General features: G+C 71.4%; 18 protein-coding genes. 6 read left to right on the top strand and 12 right to left on the bottom strand.

The features are described from left to right. Positions 1-45: 45 nt before the first annotated feature. On the bottom strand, positions 46-240 hold the full coding sequence (locus BGO15_RS10065; RefSeq protein ID WP_056209437.1) for a hypothetical protein: 195 nt from the start codon (positions 238-240) through the stop codon (positions 46-48). 80 nt (positions 241-320) lie between these two features. Here BGO15_RS10065 and BGO15_RS10060 point away from each other — a divergent pair, with 80 nt between their 5' ends. Continuing rightward, positions 321-1,679 (top strand): MFS transporter, encoded by a 1,359-nt coding sequence (locus BGO15_RS10060; protein WP_235557451.1) that lies wholly within the window; start codon positions 321-323, stop codon positions 1,677-1,679. Between the two features lie 7 nt (positions 1,680-1,686). Here the strand turns inward: BGO15_RS10060 and BGO15_RS10055 are convergent, their stop codons facing one another. The 5 genes from BGO15_RS10055 to BGO15_RS10035 are packed head-to-tail and all read right to left on the bottom strand — an operon-like array spanning position 1,687 to position 5,081. Beyond that, positions 1,687-2,628, bottom strand: coding sequence for a bifunctional riboflavin kinase/FAD synthetase (locus tag BGO15_RS10055; RefSeq protein ID WP_056209442.1), 942 nt, complete (start codon positions 2,626-2,628; stop codon positions 1,687-1,689). Further along, positions 2,628-3,071, bottom strand: a complete 444-nt coding sequence (locus BGO15_RS10050) for a hypothetical protein (protein WP_056209445.1) — start codon at positions 3,069-3,071, stop codon at positions 2,628-2,630. Before BGO15_RS10050 ends, BGO15_RS10055 begins: the two co-directional genes overlap by 1 nt. Before the next feature lie 47 nt (positions 3,072-3,118). Next, the gene (locus tag BGO15_RS10045; protein WP_045246144.1) at positions 3,119-3,487 is read right to left on the bottom strand and encodes a hypothetical protein; all 369 of its coding nucleotides are present in this window, start codon (positions 3,485-3,487) and stop codon (positions 3,119-3,121) included. Then, the gene (truB, locus tag BGO15_RS10040) at positions 3,484-4,395 is read right to left on the bottom strand and encodes a tRNA pseudouridine(55) synthase TruB (RefSeq protein ID WP_056209448.1); all 912 of its coding nucleotides are present in this window, start codon (positions 4,393-4,395) and stop codon (positions 3,484-3,486) included. Before truB ends, BGO15_RS10045 begins: the two co-directional genes overlap by 4 nt. Then, positions 4,395-5,081, bottom strand: a complete 687-nt coding sequence (locus tag BGO15_RS10035) for a nucleoside/nucleotide kinase family protein (RefSeq protein ID WP_056519524.1) — start codon at positions 5,079-5,081, stop codon at positions 4,395-4,397. Before BGO15_RS10035 ends, truB begins: the two co-directional genes overlap by 1 nt. A 61-nt stretch (positions 5,082-5,142) precedes the next feature. On the opposite strand from BGO15_RS10035, the gene BGO15_RS10030 reads away from it, so the two are divergent. The 3 genes from BGO15_RS10030 to BGO15_RS10020 all read left to right on the top strand — a co-directional run bounded on the left by BGO15_RS10030 (position 5,143) and on the right by BGO15_RS10020 (position 7,530). Continuing rightward, a complete protein-coding gene (locus BGO15_RS10030; protein WP_056209581.1) occupies positions 5,143-6,012 on the top strand; it encodes an iron-sulfur binding domain-containing protein in 870 nt (289 codons plus the stop codon). Positions 6,013-6,082: 70 nt separating this feature from the next. Continuing rightward, positions 6,083-6,802: an ABC transporter ATP-binding protein gene (locus BGO15_RS10025; RefSeq protein WP_273189964.1), complete on the top strand. Its 720-nt coding sequence runs from the start codon at positions 6,083-6,085 to the stop codon at positions 6,800-6,802. Beyond that, positions 6,799-7,530: an ABC transporter permease gene (locus BGO15_RS10020; RefSeq protein ID WP_045246134.1), complete on the top strand. Its 732-nt coding sequence runs from the start codon at positions 6,799-6,801 to the stop codon at positions 7,528-7,530. The genes BGO15_RS10025 and BGO15_RS10020 overlap by 4 nt, the downstream gene beginning before the upstream one ends. 6 nt (positions 7,531-7,536) lie before the next feature. Here the strand turns inward: BGO15_RS10020 and rbfA are convergent, their stop codons facing one another. The 4 genes from rbfA to nusA all read right to left on the bottom strand — a co-directional run bounded on the left by rbfA (position 7,537) and on the right by nusA (position 12,211). After that, a complete protein-coding gene (gene rbfA / locus BGO15_RS10015) occupies positions 7,537-7,974 on the bottom strand; it encodes a 30S ribosome-binding factor RbfA (RefSeq protein ID WP_045246132.1) in 438 nt (145 codons plus the stop codon). 107 nt (positions 7,975-8,081) lie between these two features. Beyond that, complete coding sequence (gene infB / locus BGO15_RS10010) at positions 8,082-10,868, bottom strand: translation initiation factor IF-2 (RefSeq protein WP_056519527.1); 2,787 nt, start codon at positions 10,866-10,868, stop codon at positions 8,082-8,084. Positions 10,869-10,960: 92 nt separating this feature from the next. Beyond that, positions 10,961-11,212, bottom strand: a complete 252-nt coding sequence (locus tag BGO15_RS10005) for a YlxR family protein (protein ID WP_082483209.1) — start codon at positions 11,210-11,212, stop codon at positions 10,961-10,963. Positions 11,213-11,221: 9 nt separating this feature from the next. After that, the gene (nusA, locus tag BGO15_RS10000; protein ID WP_045246199.1) at positions 11,222-12,211 is read right to left on the bottom strand and encodes a transcription termination factor NusA; all 990 of its coding nucleotides are present in this window, start codon (positions 12,209-12,211) and stop codon (positions 11,222-11,224) included. A 132-nt stretch (positions 12,212-12,343) separates the two neighbouring features. On the opposite strand from nusA, the gene BGO15_RS09995 reads away from it, so the two are divergent. Then, positions 12,344-13,132 (top strand): DUF1206 domain-containing protein, encoded by a 789-nt coding sequence (locus tag BGO15_RS09995; protein ID WP_162237861.1) that lies wholly within the window; start codon positions 12,344-12,346, stop codon positions 13,130-13,132. Positions 13,133-13,141: 9 nt separating this feature from the next. Here the strand turns inward: BGO15_RS09995 and BGO15_RS09990 are convergent, their stop codons facing one another. Continuing rightward, on the bottom strand, positions 13,142-14,899 hold the full coding sequence (locus BGO15_RS09990) for a proline--tRNA ligase (RefSeq protein WP_056209458.1): 1,758 nt from the start codon (positions 14,897-14,899) through the stop codon (positions 13,142-13,144). Between the two features lie 53 nt (positions 14,900-14,952). Between BGO15_RS09990 and pcp the strand changes: the two genes are divergently transcribed. Then, positions 14,953-15,591, top strand: coding sequence for a pyroglutamyl-peptidase I (pcp, locus tag BGO15_RS09985; RefSeq protein ID WP_200930914.1), 639 nt, complete (start codon positions 14,953-14,955; stop codon positions 15,589-15,591). Positions 15,592-15,609: 18 nt separating this feature from the next. On the opposite strand, the gene BGO15_RS09980 is transcribed toward pcp, so the two are convergent. After that, a complete protein-coding gene (locus BGO15_RS09980; protein ID WP_056209462.1) occupies positions 15,610-16,812 on the bottom strand; it encodes a benzoate/H(+) symporter BenE family transporter in 1,203 nt (400 codons plus the stop codon). Positions 16,813-16,890: the final 78 nt, after the last annotated feature.

The following is a 16,890-nucleotide window of genomic DNA, read 5'->3' as shown; positions in this document are numbered from 1 at the left end:
GCGCCGAGCGTCGGACCCGATCGACGACGCGCAGACAGGTCGCCGTCATCGGCCGACGTCCTGCGGCAGCCGGGTCTCGATGGGCGACGGCGACGCCGGGGCGGGGCGAGGGATCACCGACACCTCCGTCGACGGTGTCGGAGGGGGCTGCGCCGGGGCGTCGGGCCGACACCCGACGATCAGGCCTGCGACGGCGACCGACCCCGCAGTCGCCACGAGCAGCCTGATCGTGAGTCGCATCGCCCACCTCCTGCTCGGATGCTACGAGCGCAGCGCACGATGGTCGTCCTGGTGTCCACAGCCCGCACTACTGTGGGCGGGTGAGCGTCCCCCCACGCGCGTCCGATCGCACGGTGATGGCCATCGCTGTGCTCGCCTCGGCGGTGTCGTTCCTCGACGCCACCGTTGTGAACGTCGCCCTGCCGGCGATCGAGCGCGAGCTCGGCGGCGGACTCGTCACGCAGCAATGGATGGTCGACGCCTACCTGCTGACCCTCGGTGCGTTCATCCTCACCGCAGGAGCCCTGAGCGACGTCCTCGGACGTGTCGTCGTGCTCCGCATCGGTCTCCTGGTGTTCGGCGTCGCCTCGGTGCTCGTGGCAGCCTCCCCCGACCCGGTCTTCCTCATCGCCGCACGCGCGCTGCAGGGCGTGGGCGGAGCTCTTCTCGTGCCCAGTTCGCTCGCGATCATCACCGCGCACTTCGACGACGACACGCGCGGACGCGCGATCGGCACGTGGACGGCGTTCACGACCGCCGCGACGCTCGTCGGTCCGGTGCTGGGCGGACTGTTCGTCGACCATCTGTCGTGGCGTGCCGTGTTCCTCGTGAACGTGGTTCCCCTCGCCGCCGCCCTGGTGCTCCTCGCACGCGGCGGACTCGTCGACGAACGACGCGGCGGCCGGGTGGATGTCGCGGGCGCGGTGCTGTGCGCCCTGGGGCTGGGCGGCGTCGTGCTCGCCTTCATCGAGCAGCCCAGACTCGGGTGGGCGCATCCACTGGTCGCCGGCGCTCTCACGATCGGGGTGATCGCCCTCGCGGGATTCTTCGTCCGCGAGCGATCGACCCCCGACCCACTCCTGCCCCTCGGCATGTTCCGACGACGGAATTTCTGGGCGGGGAATCTGGCCACGCTCGCGATCTACGGCGCCCTGTCGCTCAACGGCATCGCGCTGGGGCTCTTCCTGCAGGAGACCGGCGGCTTCAGTGCGACCCTGGCCGGCCTCGCGACCCTGCCGGCGACGGTGATCATGATCGCCACGAGCCGGTTCGCCGGCGCGGCCGCCTCCCGATTCGGCCCGCGCCGGTTCATGGCAGCGGGGCCGCTCGTGTGCGCGGCGGCGATGATACTGCTGCTCACCGTCGGCACACCGGTCGACTACCTGACGCAGGTGCTGCCGGCGGTGGTGCTGTTCGGAGTCGGGCTCTCCCTCACCGTCGCTCCGCTCACCTCGGCGGTGCTGGGCGCCGCGGGCGCCGATCACGCCGGCGTCGGCTCGGCGGTGAACAACGCCGACGCGAGGATCGCCGGGCTCGTGACGGTGGCGCTGCTCGGCGTCGTGACCGGCGGATCCCTCGATGTCGCGGGATTCCACGCCACCGCGATCCTCGCGGCCGCACTCTTCACCGGCGGCGCGGTGGTGTCCGCGATCGCGATCCGCGATCCGCAGCGCACCTGACCGCGGCTCAGGCGAGGATGGCGCGCACCTCCGCGACATCCGCCGTCATGCGCTCGATGAGCGCATCGATGCCGTCGAATGCGACCATCCCGCGGATGCGGGCCGTGAACTGCACCTCCACGGATGCGCCGTAGAGGTCGAGGTCATGCTCGTCGAGGACATACGCCTCGACCTGGCGCTGGTCGACGTCATCGAACGTCGGGTTCGTGCCGACACTGATCGCCGCCGGATAACGGTGGTCACCGCCGGGCTCTCGCACGAGAAGCCACCCCGCATACACGCCGTCCGCCGGTGCCACCCCCGCCGTGCGGCCGCCGAGGTTCGCCGTAGGGAAGCCGAGCTCGCGACCTCGTTTGAGTCCGTGTACGACCTCGCCCCAGACCGAGGGGGCGCGCCCGAGCAGCCGTGTCGCCGTGGCGATGTCGCCGTCGGCGAGCGCCTCACGCACCCACGTCGAGGACACCCGGCGCTCCCCCGCGCGGGCGCGCACATCGTCGATGACGTCAACGGTGAACCCCCGCGCGGCGCCCAATTCGGCGAGCAGTTGCGGGGTGCCGACGCCGCCGCGCCCGAAGCGGAAGTCGCCGCCGACCAGGATCGTGCGCATCCCGAGCGGACCGAGCACGGCGTCGACGAATCGCTCCGGCTCGAGATCGGCGAGGTCACGGTCGAACGTGAGCACGAGGACGGCGTCGATGCCGGTCTCGGCGAGCAGCTCAAGCTTCTGGGGCACGCCGGTGAGGCTCGGCGGGCAGGCGTCGGGCCGCAGCACGGCCAGCGGGTTGCGGTCGAAGGTGACGGCCACGACCTTCGCGGTGCCCGCGGCATCCGCTCGGGCACGATCGAGCACCGCCCGGTGCCCCGCGTGCACGCCGTCGAACTTGCCCACCGCGACGACCGACGGACCGAATCCGTCCGGCACCTCGGCGGGCGAACGGAACACGAGCATCAGGCGCTCTCCGCGTCGGGACGGTGGCGGCGCAGCCACCAGAGACCGAAGAACGGCAGCACCAGCGGAACGAACACGTAGCCGATGCCGTAGATCGACCAGACGGTCGGATGCTGGAACAGCGCCGGGTCGACGATGCTCAGCGTGCCGACGATGAGCACGCCGGCGAGCTCGAAGCTGATCGCGATCCACGCGACGCGATACCAGCCTCGCGATCCCGAGAACACGAGGGCGAGCGTCGCGAGGATGTAGACGACCGCGGCGACGGCAGAGAGCGCATAGGCGACCGGAGCGGCCTGGAAGTCCTGGATGATCTGCACCACCGAGCGTCCCGTCGCCCCGAGCGCCAAGATGCCGTAGACGATGACCAGCACGCGACCGATCCCCGTCATACGGGTACGGGAGGTGCGGGCGGACGCGGGCTCGGACGAGATGATCGGCATGGCGGCTCCATCCTATTCGGGCCCGGACACGTGCCCGGCGTCTCGCATCAGGACCCCTGCAGCGTCCAGATGACCTCCATGCGCCACACCATCACCGCGACGGCGAGCGCTCCGACGCCCATGACGACCGTGCTCCACCGGCTGCGCTCCAACAGTGCCCAGAAGACGGCGGCAGGCGGCAGGAGAGCCGCCGAGATCGCGTACACCCAGAACTCCAGCACGCTTCCGCTCGGCGTGTTGCCGACGGCCGGGGCGATGAGCGCGGTCACGACCTGTGCGAGCAGGAGCAGCTCGACGAGCGCGAGTGACCCGACCGACAGGTCGGACGGCCGTCGACCCACGAGTCCGAGCACGATACACAGCAGACCGGCAACGGATGCCACGGCCACCTGCACGAGCGAGAACCACAGGATCATGCGGATGCCTCCTCGGGCATGTTCATCGCGCTCTTGATGTCGGCGCCCCGACGTTCGACGATGCCGACGAGCACCCCGTCGGGGGCGATGGCGGCGCGCACGGCCCCGCCGAGCCGGTCGGCCGCCCCCTCGAGCCGCTTTCCGTGGCGCAGATCGCGGGCTTCGTCGGCCGTCACCGGCAGCGCCCCCAGCACGGCCGCCGCGACGTCGGCGGCGGGCACGAGGCGCGCGGGGGCGATGTCATCGGCGGATGCCGCATCCGCGACGTCGAACGAGCCGATGCGGGTACGCCGCAGCGCCGTCAGATGCCCGCCCACCGCGAGGGCGGCGCCGAGGTCGCGCGCGAGGGCACGGATGTATGTGCCGCTCGAGCAGTCCACCACGACGTCGAGGTCGATGACGCCCTCCGTGCGGCACAGGGCGATGACCTCGAACCGGGAGATCGTGACCCGCCGAGAGGCGAGCACGACTTCCTCCCCGGCCCGCGCCAGGTCGTAGGCGCGACGACCGGCGACCTTGATCGCCGACACGGTGCTCGGCACCTGGTCGATCTCCCCGGTGAGCCGGGCGATCCCGGCCTGCACCGCGGCATCCGTCACGGCAGCGATCGCCGCCGGATCGGCGACCGCCGTGCGCACGCCGTCGGCATCGTCGCTGTCGGTCGACTCGCCGAGCCGGATGGTCGCCTCATAGGTCTTGTCGAGCCCGACGAGGTAGGTGAGCAGTCGGGTCGCGCTGCCGACGCCGAGCACGAGCAGGCCTGTCGCCATGGGGTCGAGCGTGCCCGCGTGACCGATCTTCCGGGTCGCGAGCGCGCGACGGGCACGGGAGACGACGTCGTGGCTCGTGATGCCCTGCGGCTTGTCGACGAGGAGGATGCCCGACGGCGAGGCGACGTCGGCGGCCATCAGCAGAAGTCCCGGTAGGCGCGCAGCGGGCGGGCGGGGTCGGTGTTGTCGACGATCGCCGAGGCCGCCGCCGACGGCCGCGCCTCGCGCAGGTAGAGCTCCTGCCCGCCGCGGTAGCGGGCGTTCGCAGGGGCGTCGGGGTCGGGATCGGTGCCGTCGCGCTCGGACACCCGGGCGTAGGCGACCGCGAACGGCGCCTCCAGCCACACCGTCCAGTTCCAGATGCCCTGCGTCTCGGGGCTCTGCAGGAACATGCCGTCGACGATGAGCACCGCGTCCGCGGGACCGGTCGTCCACCGCGCCTCCAGGGGTGCGTCGCGGCGGTGATCGAACGCGGCGAGCTGGAACCCGGTCGCACCCGACGTGCGCGCGCCGTCACGGAACGGGTCGAGCAGCACCCGGCGGAAGGTCGGGATGTCGTAGGTGTCGCGGTAGAAGCCGACAGCCGAGTCACGGCCGTGCGCGTAGCGCTCGGCCCGCGGGCGGAGGAAGTCGTCGAGGGACGCACGGAAGACCGCGACATCCGCTTCGGCGAACACCTCGGCGAAGCCGTCGGCGAACGTCGTCTTGCCTGCCCCGTCGATGCCGTCGACCCCCAGCACAATGCGGCCCGCCGGGTAGTGCTGCCGCACCTCGTCACGCAGCTGACGCTGCAGTTCGACGACGGGGGTGGAGGCCAGGCGCATGTCCCCAGCCTACGGCGACGGATGCCGCATCCCCCGCCCGCGCACCTTCTACGCTGGGTCGGTGACCCCCCTCGCCGCCGCCCTCGTCGACTGGTACCGCGGCAACGCGCGCGACCTGCCGTGGCGGGCGCAGGGGTTCGGGGCGTGGGGCGTCCTGGTGAGCGAGTTCATGCTGCAGCAGACACCCGTGAACCGGGTCATCCCGCTGCTCGAGGCCTGGCTCGTGACGTGGCCGACACCGACCGCGCTCGCGGCGGCATCGCCCGCGGAGGCGGTGCAGCGGTGGGCGAACCTCGGTTATCCGCGGCGAGCGCTGTGGCTGCACCGGGCGGCCGTCGAGATCCGCGACCGGCACGACGGCGTCGTGCCGCGCGACGTCGACGCCCTGCTCGCCCTCACGGGCATCGGCGACTACACGGCTCGCGCCGTGGCGGTGTTCGCTTACGGCGACAGGCATCCGGTCGTCGACACGAACACGCGGCGCGTGCTCGCGCGCGCCGTCGACGGAAGGTCCCAGCCCGGGCCGCCGGCGAGAAGCGACCTCGACCGGATGGCGGCGATCCTTCCGGAGGATCGCGCGGCGGCGGCGACAGTGAACGCGGCGGCCATGGAGCTGGGCGCTGTCGTCTGCACCGCGCGTACGCCCCGCTGCGACCTCTGCCCCGTGCGGGAGCTGTGCGCGTGGCGCGCGGCGGGCTACCCCGACACCGGCGACACCCGCCGTCGCCAAGCCCGGTATGAGGGAAGCGACCGTCAGGCCCGCGGCGCCGTCATGGCGGTGCTGCGCGACGCCGCCCCCGAGGGTGTGCCCGTCGACGCCGTCATCGCCGACTGGCCGGATGCCGCGCAGCGCGACCGCGCGATCGGCACCCTGCTCGCCGACGGTCTCGCGGAGACGACGCCCGACGGCCTGCTGCGACTGCCGGCGTAGGGTGCTGCCGCCCGCATTCTTCCGGCGGCATCCCATTGCTCTCACGTACCCCGCGTGGGAATGTCGTGGTGTGGACAGCACGGTGGCGGTGGTCACACACGATCTGGCGGTGCGGCGCGGTCGTACGCGCATCCTTCATGGCATCGATGTCGCACTCGCACCCGGCGAGCTCGTCGGCCTGCTCGGGCCGTCGGGCAGCGGAAAGACGACGCTCATCCGCTCGATCGTGGGCGCGCAGCGCATCACCCGAGGCAGCGCGACCGTGCTCGGACAACCCGCCGGGAGCCGACCGCTGCGCGGCCGGATCGGCTATATGGCGCAGAGCTCGGCGATCTACGACGACCTGACGGTGCAGCAGAATGTGCGCTATTTCGCCCGGGTGCGCGGCAGCTCCCGTGCCGACGCGGATGCCGCCATCTCGGCCGTCGATCTCGACGCCTTCCGCGGAGCGCTCGTCTCGCGTCTGTCGGGAGGTCAGCGAAATCGGGTGTCGCTCGCGATCGCCCTCGTCGGCCGCCCGCCCATCCTCGTGCTCGACGAGCCCACGGTCGGCTTGGATCCGCTGCTGCGCCGCGACCTGTGGGCACTGTTCCGGTCGCTCGCCGACGACGGCACGACGGTCGTCGTCTCGAGCCACGTGATGGATGAGGCACGGCGATGCGACCGGCTCCTCCTCCTGCACGACGGGCGGCTCATCGCCGACACCACGCCCGATGGACTGCTCGCCGAAACCGCAACGAGCGACCACGACGCGGCGTTCCTGGCCCTCGTCGAACGGAACACCCCATGAACCCGCTCCTCACCCTCGTGACCGCGGGCCGGGTGCTGACCCAGATCCGCCACGACCCACGCACGATCGTGCTGCTGCTGTTCGTCCCCTCGCTGCTGCTCGGTCTGCTCGCGTGGGTCTTCGACGACGCCCACACGTTCGATCAGGTGGGACCGGCGCTGCTCGCCCTGTTCCCGTTCATCGTCATGTTCCTGGTGACGAGCATCGCGACGCTGCGCGAACGACGCAGCGGAACCCTCGAGCGCCTGCTCACCCTGCCGCTGGGCAAGGGCGACGTCATCGCCGGCTACGCTCTCGCCTTCGGGCTGCTCGCCGCGATGCAGGCGCTCATCGCCGTCGCCTTCGCGGTGTGGGTGTGCGGGCTCACGATCGCCGGCCCGATCGGACTGCTGATCGTGGCCGCCATCCTCAACGGCCTTCTCGGCACGACGCTCGGCCTGCTGGCATCCGCGTTCGCGGCGACCGAGTTCCAGGTCGTGCAGTTCATGCCCGCGATCGTGTTCCCGCAGGTGATCCTGGGCGGCGTCATCGTGCCGCGCGACAGCATGCCGGACGTGCTCCGGGCGATCAGCGATTGGCTGCCGATGTCGCACTCCGTGCAGGCGCTGCACGACCTCGCGACCTCGACCGATACCGGACCGGCCCTGCGCGAACTCGGCGTCGTCGCCCTGTTCACCCTCGGTGTCGTCGTGCTCGCCGCGCTGTCACTGCGACGTCAGACGCGCTGAGCGCGCTCAGTCCTCGTCGTCGTCTTCGACCCGCGGCTTCACGTAGGGGTCGGACTCGCCCGCGTAGTGAGCGCCGACGGCGATGCCCGCCACGGCCTCGTCGCGCTCACGCGCCTCGCGCAGAAGATCCTCGATGTGCCCGGCCGAGTCCGGCAGCGCGTCGAGGATGAACTCGAGCGTCGGCGTCAGCCGGATGCCCAGCTGACGACCCACGTCGCTGCGCAGCATGCCGGTCGCGGACCGCAGCGCGGCCGCCGTGTCCTCGCGGGCCTTCTCGTCGCCGAGCACGGTGTAGAACACCGACGCGTGCTGCAGGTCGCCCGTCACCCGCACATCCGTGATCGTCACGAAGCCGAGCCGCGGGTCGCGCAGCCCCTTGTCGAGCCGCTCCGCGAGCAGCACCTTGATGCGGTCGGCGATCCTCGCCTGACGTTCATTCGCCATGTCGTCCTCCTCGCCCGCGGGCCTCTTCGACGGTCCGTGCCCGAGACGGATGCCTCGTGGTCCCCGCGAGGGCCACGAGGCATCCGTCATCGGAGCCGGGAATCGGATCAGCTGCGGGGCTTCTCCACCATCTCGGTCGTCTCGATCTCATCGCCGACCTGGATGTCGTTGTACTTGCCGAGGCCGATACCGCACTCGAAGTCGGTCTTGACCTCGGTGACGTCGTCCTTGAACCGGCGCAGCGACTCGATCGCGAGACCATCGGCGATCACGACGCCCTCGCGGATGACGCGGGCCTTCGCGTTGCGGGTGATGGTGCCGCTGCGAACGATGACACCGGCGATGTTGCCGAACTTCGACGAGCGGAACACCTCGCGGATCTCCGCCACACCCGACTGCACCTCTTCGAACTCCGGCTTGAGCAGGCCCTTGAGCGACTGCTCGACGTCGTCGATCGCGTTGTAGATGACCGAGTAGAAGCGGATGTCCACACCCTCGCGGGCCGCACGCTCGCGAGCCTTCGTGTCAGGACGCACGTTGAAGCCGATGACGATCGCGTTGTCGATCGTCGCCAGGTTCACGTCCGACTCGGTGATCGCACCGACACCGCGGTGGATGATGCGCAGCTGCACCGAGTCGTCGACCTCGATCTTGAGCAGCGACTCCTCGAGCGCTTCGACAGCACCCGACACGTCGCCCTTGATGATGAGGTTGAGCGACTCGACCTTGCCCTCCTCGAGAGCACGGGTGAAGTCCTCGAGCGAGATGCGCTTGCGAGCCTTCGCCAGGGCGGCGTTGCGCTCCGCGGCCTCACGCTTCTCAGCGATCTGGCGGGCGGTGCGGTCCTCCTCGGTGACGATGAAGGTGTCACCGGCGCGCGGCACGGAGTTCAGACCCTGCACCTGCACCGGACGCGACGGCGCGGCCTCCTCGACCGCGTCGCCGTTCTCGTCGATCATGGCGCGCACGCGGCCATAGGCCGTGCCCGCGACGATCGCGTCGCCGACACGCAGCGTGCCCGACTGGATGAGCACGGTCGCGACCGAGCCGCGGCCCTTGTCGAGCTTGGCCTCGATGGCCACACCGCGCGCTGCCTTGTTGGGGTTCGCGGTGAGGTCGAGACCGGCGTCGGCGGTGAGCAGCACCGCGTCGAGCAGGTCCTGGATGCCGATGTTCTGGCGGGCCGACACGTCGACGAACATGACGTCGCCACCGTACTCCTCGGCGACCAGTCCGTATTCGGTGAGCTGCTGGCGCACCTTCGCGGGGTTCGCCTCGGGCTTGTCGATCTTGTTGACAGCGACCACGATCGGCACCCCCGCCGCCTGGGCGTGGTTCAGGGCCTCCACCGTCTGCGGCATGATGCCGTCGTCGGCGGCGACCACGAGGATCGCGATGTCGGTCACCTGCGCACCACGGGCACGCATGGCGGTGAACGCCTCGTGACCGGGGGTGTCGATGAAGGTGATCGCGCGCTCGATGCCGTCGTGCTCGGTCCAGACCTGGTATGCACCGATGTGCTGCGTGATGCCGCCGGCCTCGCCCGCGACCACGTTGGTCTGGCGGATGGCGTCGAGCAGTCGGGTCTTACCGTGGTCGACGTGACCCATGACGGTCACCACGGGAGGCCGGATCTCGAGGTCGTCCTCGCTCTCCGCCTCCAGCTCGGCCTCGAGGTCGAGACCGAAGCCCTCGAGGAGCTCCTTGTCCTCGTCCTCGGGCGAGACCATCTGGATCTTGTAGCCGAGCTCCGCGCCGAGCACCTCGAAGGTGGCCTCGTCGAGCGACTCGGTCGCGGTCGCCATCTCACCCAGGTTGAACAGGATGGTCACGAGCGTGCCGGGCTGCACGGTGTAGCCGCGCAGCGCCTCGAGCTTGTCGGCGAAGTCGGCGATCGACGCGCCGCGGCGCAGACGGATGATCTCGCCGTTGCCCTTCGAGACGTTGACGCCGCCGACGACCGGAGCGTCCCTCATCTCGAATTCTTGACGCTTCGCCCGACGCGACTTGCGCTGCTTGGACTTGCCGCCGCCCTTGCCGAACGCACCCGCGGTGCCACCGCCGGGGCCACGGCCGCGACCGCCACCACCACCGGGACGCCCGGCGAAGCCGCCGGCTGCCGGGGCGCCACCGGGACGTGCCGCGCCGCCGCCGAACCCGGGGCGTCCGGCACCACCGGTGCGCTGCTGGAACGGAGCGCCCGGACGACCGGCGCCACCGGGACGACCCGCGCCACCCGGACGCGGAGCGCCCGGGCGCGGGGCACCGGGACGCGGGGCCTGGGGACGCGGGATGTTGCCGGGCGTCGGGCGCTGGCCCATTCCCTGCGCGCTCGCGAACGGGTTGTTGCCCGGGCGGGGGCCTGCGGGCCGCTGGCCCATGCCCTGCGCGCTCGCAAAGGGGTTGTTGCCGGGGCGCGGCGAGCCGCCTCCCGGACGCGGTGCCGGGGCTGCCTGTCCGCCCTGGCCGCCCTGCGGGCGCGCGGCCGGAGCCGACGGGGTCTGCGGTCGCGCCGGAGCCGCACCACCGGGAGTGGGCCGCGACGAGGCGGCGGGGCGCTCGGCCGCGGGCGCGGCGCGCTCCACCTCGGGAGCGGGTGCCGCAGCGGACGTCGACGGTGCCGGGGCGGCCGGGGCCGCGGATGCCGCGGGCTTGGGCGCCTGCGGCCGCGCGGGCGCCGCCGGGGTGGGGCGTGAGGCGGCCGGCTTCGCAGCCGGGGCGGCCGAGGCGGTGCCATCGGCCTGCAGGGCCTCACGGAGCTTTCGCGCCACCGGGGGCTCGATCGTCGACGACGGGCTCTTCACGAACTCGCCGAGCTCCTTCAGCTTCGCGAGGGCGATCTTGCTGTCGACGCCGAGCTCGGAGGCGATCTCGTGTACGCGTGGTTTTGCCACAATTCTCCTGTCTGGGATCTACCCCGGACAGGGCAGACCGTTAGATGCGGACGGGTCTCATTTCGAGCCGTTCACTTTGTGTCCATAGCCGTTCAGCCGTTTCGCTGCAGGTGTTGGGTGATGGTCTGCGTATCAAGCGGGCCTGACACGCGCAGGGCGCGAACGAACGCACGCCGCCGGGTGGCGGCATCCGTGCATTCGAGTGTCGGATGCACCCACGCACCCCGCCCCGGAAGACTCTTGCGCTCGTCGACGACGAGCTCGGAGCCGCGGGCCACCACTCTCAGGAGAGCGGATCGCGGAGCACGTGTGCGACAACCGACGCACGTCCGTACGGGTTCCATCCTACCCCGTCAGCTCTCCTCGAGGATGCTGTCGGGCTGGATGTCGATCTTCGCCCCGGTGAGCTTCGCGGCGAGTCGGGCGTTCTGGCCCTCCTTGCCGATCGCGAGAGACAGCTGGTAGTCGGGAACGAGGGCGCGCACGGCCTTGGTCCCCGCGTCGAGCACGAAGCTCGAGGTGACCTTGGCGGGCGAGAGCGCCTTCGCGACGAAGGATGCGAGGTCGGCGTCGTAGTCGACGATGTCGATCTTCTCGCCGCCCAGCTCCTCCGTGACGGCGCGCACGCGGCGGCCGAGCTCGCCGATGCACGCACCCTTGGCGTTGATCGCCGGGTCGTTCGCGCGAACCGCGATCTTCGAGCGGTGACCCGCCTCGCGCGCGAGCGAGACGATCTCGACGACGCCCGACGCGATCTCGGGGACCTCGAGGGCGAACAGCTTGCGCACCAGGCCGGGGTGCGTGCGGGAGACGGTGATCGCGGGCCCCTTGGTGCCCTTCGAGACGCTCGTGACGTAGACGCGGATGCGCGAGCCGTGGGCGTAGTCCTCGCCGGGCACCTGCTCCTCGGGCGGAAGGATCGCCTCGACCGTGCCGAGGTCGACGTGCACCATGCGGGGGTTCGGGCCCTGCTGGATGACGCCGGCGACGATGTCGCCCTCCTTGCCGCGGAACTCCCCCAGCACCGCGTCGTCGGCGATGTCACGCAGCCGCTGGCTGATGACCTGCTTGGCGGCGAAGGCGGCGATGCGACCGAAGTCGTCGGGCGTGACCTCCTCCTCGCCGATCACCGCGTCCTCGTCGTCGCGCAGCGGCACGAACACCGCGACGTGACCGGTCTTGCGGTCGATCTGGGCGCGAGCGCCGTCGGGGAGGACGCCGGTGGGCGTGCTGTTCTTCGCGTACGCCGTGAGGATCGCCTGCTCGATGATCGAGACGAGCTCCTCGAACGGAATCTCCCGCTCGCGCTCCACGGTGCGCAGCAGTCCGAGATCGATGTCCACGGGGCCTCCCTCTTCAGTTCTGGGATGCGGCGCGGGGGCGACGCATCCCCCCTACGTTACCCGATCGGGATGCCTCGAGCCGGGGCGATCCGCTCCGCTGCGTTCCCCCACCTGCGGTCGTACTGTGGCATCGTGCCCTCCACCGACGCGACCGCCGCCGCCCACTCGTCGACCGCGTTCCGCGTCGTCGCGCGAGTCGGGTTCGCGGCGAGCGGGCTCGTGCATCTCGGCATCGGCATCCTCGCGATCGCCCTCGCACAGGGGCATGCGGCGGAAGCCGATCAGACCGGAGCGCTTCAGGGCATCGCTCGGCTGCCCGGTGGGGTTCTGCTCCTGTGGGCCTGCGCGGCGACGCTCTGGGCGCTGACGCTCTGGTACATCGTCGACGGCCTCTGGGACCGTCGACGGAATGGATGGAGCGCACTCGTGTCCGCATGGTCGAAGGCGGCCGCCTATCTGGCAGTCGGAGCGCTCGCAGCGGGAGTCGCTCTCGGATCAGCGAGCAACTCAGAGCAGTCCGCGAAGTCGACGGGAGCGACGCTCCTCTCGCTTCCGGGCGGGCCGTGGTTGCTCGGCGCGCTCGGCGCCGCCATTACCGGTGTGGGGATCGGTTTCGGATGGCGCGGGCTCACTCGCGGCTTTCGCGAGAGCATCGCCTTCCCGCGGGGCCCGGTAGGTGGGGCCGCGCTGGCTCTCGCGGTCGTCGGGTATGTGGCAAAGGGCGCGGCGCTCATCAGCGTCGGCGCGATCATGGCGATAGCTGCGCTCACCGTCGACCCGGCCGCTGCGGGCGGACTGGATGGCGCCTTTGTCGCGCTTCTGCGTCTGCCGCTCGGTGCTGCCATCGTCACGGCGATCGGCAGCGGCCTCGTCGCCTACGGCCTCGTCATGTTCGTGCGCACTCGCTGGGCGAAGCTCTGAAGATCTCGCTCAGCGGGTTGTGAGCCGGGCGACCGCGTCGGCGAGCGGCACGACCTGACGGTCGCCGCTGCGGCGGTCCCAGAGCTCGACCTCGCCGGTCGCCGCACCGCGGCCGACGACGACGAGCTGCGGCACGCCGATGAGCTCGGCATCGCCGAACTTCACACCGGGCGACACCTTCGGGCGGTCGTCGTAGAGCACGTCGAGACCCGATGCCTCGAGTGCCGCGGTGAGCTCCTCCGCGAGGGCGAAGGCCGCGTCATCCTTGCCCGTCGCGACAACGTGCACGTCGAAGGGCGCGACCGACGCGGGCCAGATGAGCCCCCGATCGTCGTTGTTGAGCTCGGCGATGATCGCGAGGATGCGCGTGACGCCGATGCCGTACGAGCCCATCGTGACGGTGACGAGCTTTCCGTTCTCGTCGAGCACCTTCAGGCCGAGCGCCTCCGCGTACTTGCGGCCGAGCTGGAAGACGTGCCCGATCTCCATGCCGCGGGCGAGCGTGACCGGGCCCGAGCCGTCGGGTGCCGGATCGCCGTCGCGCACGTTGGCGACCTCGACGAACCCGTCGGCGACGAAATCGCGGCCGGCGACGAGGGAGTGCACGTGCTTCTGGTCGATGTTGGCACCCGTGATCCACGCGGAGCCGTCGGCGACCCGCGGATCGAGGACATAGCGGATGCCGGTGGCCGACTCCTCGCCCAGCACCGCACCGGTCGGCGACCACGGTCCGATGTAGCCCTTGACCAGGAGCGGGTTCTTCTCGAAGTCCTCGGCCGTCGCGGCCTCGACCGCGGCGGGTGCGAACGCCACCTCGGCACGCTTGTCGTCGACCTCACGGTCGCCGGGAAGCCCGACGATGACGAGCTCTCGCGTGCCATCGAGATGGGTCAGCGCGAGCACGACGTTCTTCAAGGTGTCGGCCGCGGTGTACGTGCCATCGAGCACGGCGTTGGAGTGCGCGACGAGGGTGTCGATCGTCGGCGTGTTCGGCGAGTCGAAGACCACCGGCCCACCCAGCCCGTCGAACGGGACGGGCGCGGGCGCCGTCGTGGTGAACGCCTCCACGTTCGCGGCGTAGCCGCCCTCCGAGCGCACGAAGGTGTCCTCGCCGACCGGGGTCGGGTGCAGGAACTCCTCCGAGCGCGAGCCGCCCATGGCACCCGCGTCGGCCTGCACGATCGCGTACTCGAGCCCGAGGCGCTGGAAGATGCGCTCGTACGCGTCGCGCTGCGCCTGGTACGAGGCATCCAGCCCGGCGTCCGTGTGGTCGAACGAGTACGCGTCCTTCATCGTGAACTCACGCCCCCGGAGGAGGCCGGCGCGGGGCCGCGCCTCATCGCGGTACTTGTCCTGGATCTGGTAGATCGTCAGCGGCAGATCCTTGTACGACGAGTAGAGGTCCTTCACGAGCAGCGTGAAGACCTCTTCATGAGTGGGGGCGAGCAGGTAGTCGGCGTCCTTGCGGTCCTTCAGGCGGAAGATGCCGTCGCCGTACTCCTCCCAGCGACCGGTGGCCTCGTAGGGCTCACGCGGCAGCAGCGCGGGGAAGTGCACCTCGAACGCGCCCGCGGCCGACATCTCGTCGCGGATGATCTGCTCGACCTTCGCCTTCACGCGCAGGCCCAGCGGGAGCCAGGCGAAGATGCCCGGCGCCTGGCGGCGGATGTAGCCGGCGCGCACGAGCAGCCTGTGGCTCGTGACTTCGGCGTCCGACGGGTCTTCGCGCAGCGTGCGCAGGAAATAGGTCGAGAGACGGGTCACCACGATCCCCCAGTCTAGGACGATGGATGCCGCCGCCCGCCGCCTACCCTGGAGCGATGACGACCGTGCTGCTGACCGGGTTCGAGCCGTTCGCGGGCGACTCCGCGAACCCCTCGGGTGACGCCGTGCGCGCGGTCGCCGCGCGGTGGGATCGCGCCGAGACGCTGATCGTCGAGGTGCTGCCGGTGACGTTCGCGGATGCCGCGGCCCGCCTGCGCGTCCTGATCGAGCGGCACTCCCCCGACGTCGTGATCGCCACCGGCCTCGCCGGCGGCCGCTCGGCGGTGACGCCGGAGCGGGTCGCCCTCAACCTCGCCGATGCCCGCATCCCCGACAATGCGGGGGTGCAGCCGACCGACGCCGTCGTCGTCGGGGGCGCACCAGACGCACGGTTCGCCACGCTTCCGGTCAAGCGGATCGCGGCGGCGGTGGCCGCGGCATCCGTGCCGTCCTCCGTGTCGCTCACGGCCGGCACCTTCGTGTGCAACGCGGCGATGTACACCGTGCTGGATGCGACGGCCGACCGCGCGGACGTGCGTGCCGGGTTCGTGCACGTGCCGTGGTCGACCGAGACCGCGCCCGCAGGTGCGCCGGCGCTCGCCCTCGCCGACATCGTGCGCGCCCTCGAGATCGCGATCGATGTGAGCCTCACATCCGACGACGGGCGCCCGCTTGTGGGCGGCGAGATCGCCTGATGCCGGGGGCGCCGCCCGTCAGCGCCGCCCGAGTCGCAGCGCGGCGCGCACCACGAGCCCCGCGACCAGCGCCCAGAAGGCGGCGCTGATGCCGAAGAACGCGATGCCGGACGCCGCCGTGAGGAACGTCACGATGGCCGGAACCCGGTCGTGCGGGTCGGCGACGGCCTGTTGCACCGCCGAGCCGAACGCGCCGAAGAGCGCGAGACCGGCGACGGCGGCGATGAGACCGGCGGGCGCCAGCACGACGAGCACGGCGAAGAACGAGGATGCCGCGGCCAGCACGAAGTACGTCGAGCCGGTCGCGATGCTCGCGTACCAGCGCCTGCGCGGATCGGGATGGGCGTCGGGGCTAGCCGCCAGCGCGGCGGTGATCGCGGCGAGGTTGATCGCCGGCCCGCCGGCGGAGGCGGTGAGGGCGCTGCCGAGACCGGTGACGGTCATCGCCGGCCGCCACGGCAGGTCGTAGCCGAAGCTGCGGAGGATCGCCGTGCCCGGCACGTTCTGCGACGCCATCGTCACCAGGAACAGCGGGAGCGCGAGACCCACGATGGCGCCGGTGGTGAACGTCGGCGCCGTGAACGCGACCCGCGGGAGGAAGGACGCCGGGTCGATCGCGGTGCCGGCCGCGCCGACCTCGATGCCGATCGCGATGGCCGCCGCGAGAAAAGCGAGCGGAACCGCCCAGCGGGGCAGGAACCGCAGCGCGATGAGCCACACCACGATCACCGGCGCGACCGCCCACGGGCTCTTGACGAGTCCGCTGAGCGGGGCGAGGCAGAGCGGCAGCAGCACGCCGCCGAGCATCGCCTGCGCGAGCGAGGCGGGGATACGCGCGATGGCCTGCCCGAGAGCGGGGATGAGCGCCGTGAGCAGGATGAGCCCCGCCACGACGTAGAACGCGCCGATCTCTGCCGACCAGCCGCCCTCGACGGCGCCGGTCGCGGCGATCAGGGCCGCCCCGGGCGTCGACCACGCGAGGGTGATGGGGCGGCGGTAGCGAAGCGCGAGCACGATCGTGCCGGCCCCCACGGCGAAGGACGCGGCGAGCAGACCGCTGGCCGCCTGATCGGACGTGGCGCCGGCCGCGTGCAGCGCCGTGAGCACGACGGCGAACGAGCTCGAGAACCCCACCAGCGACGCGGTGATACCGGCCGAGATCGGCCTCGACAGCGGCGCGTCGAGCGAGGGGCTGGATGCCGCGGCGGTCGGTTCACTCACCGGTGCACCGTATCGCGGCGCGGAGGCGTACCCCGACCAGGCGGACGGTGCCACCGGGCGACGGGTGGACCGGTGCGC

It is taken from the genome of Microbacterium sp. 71-23, assembly GCF_001897265.1.
Classification (GTDB): Bacteria; Actinomycetota; Actinomycetes; order Actinomycetales; family Microbacteriaceae; genus Microbacterium; species Microbacterium ginsengisoli.
Note: the sequence above shows the minus strand (reverse complement) of the source record. Positions and strands in the feature narration are given on the sequence as shown.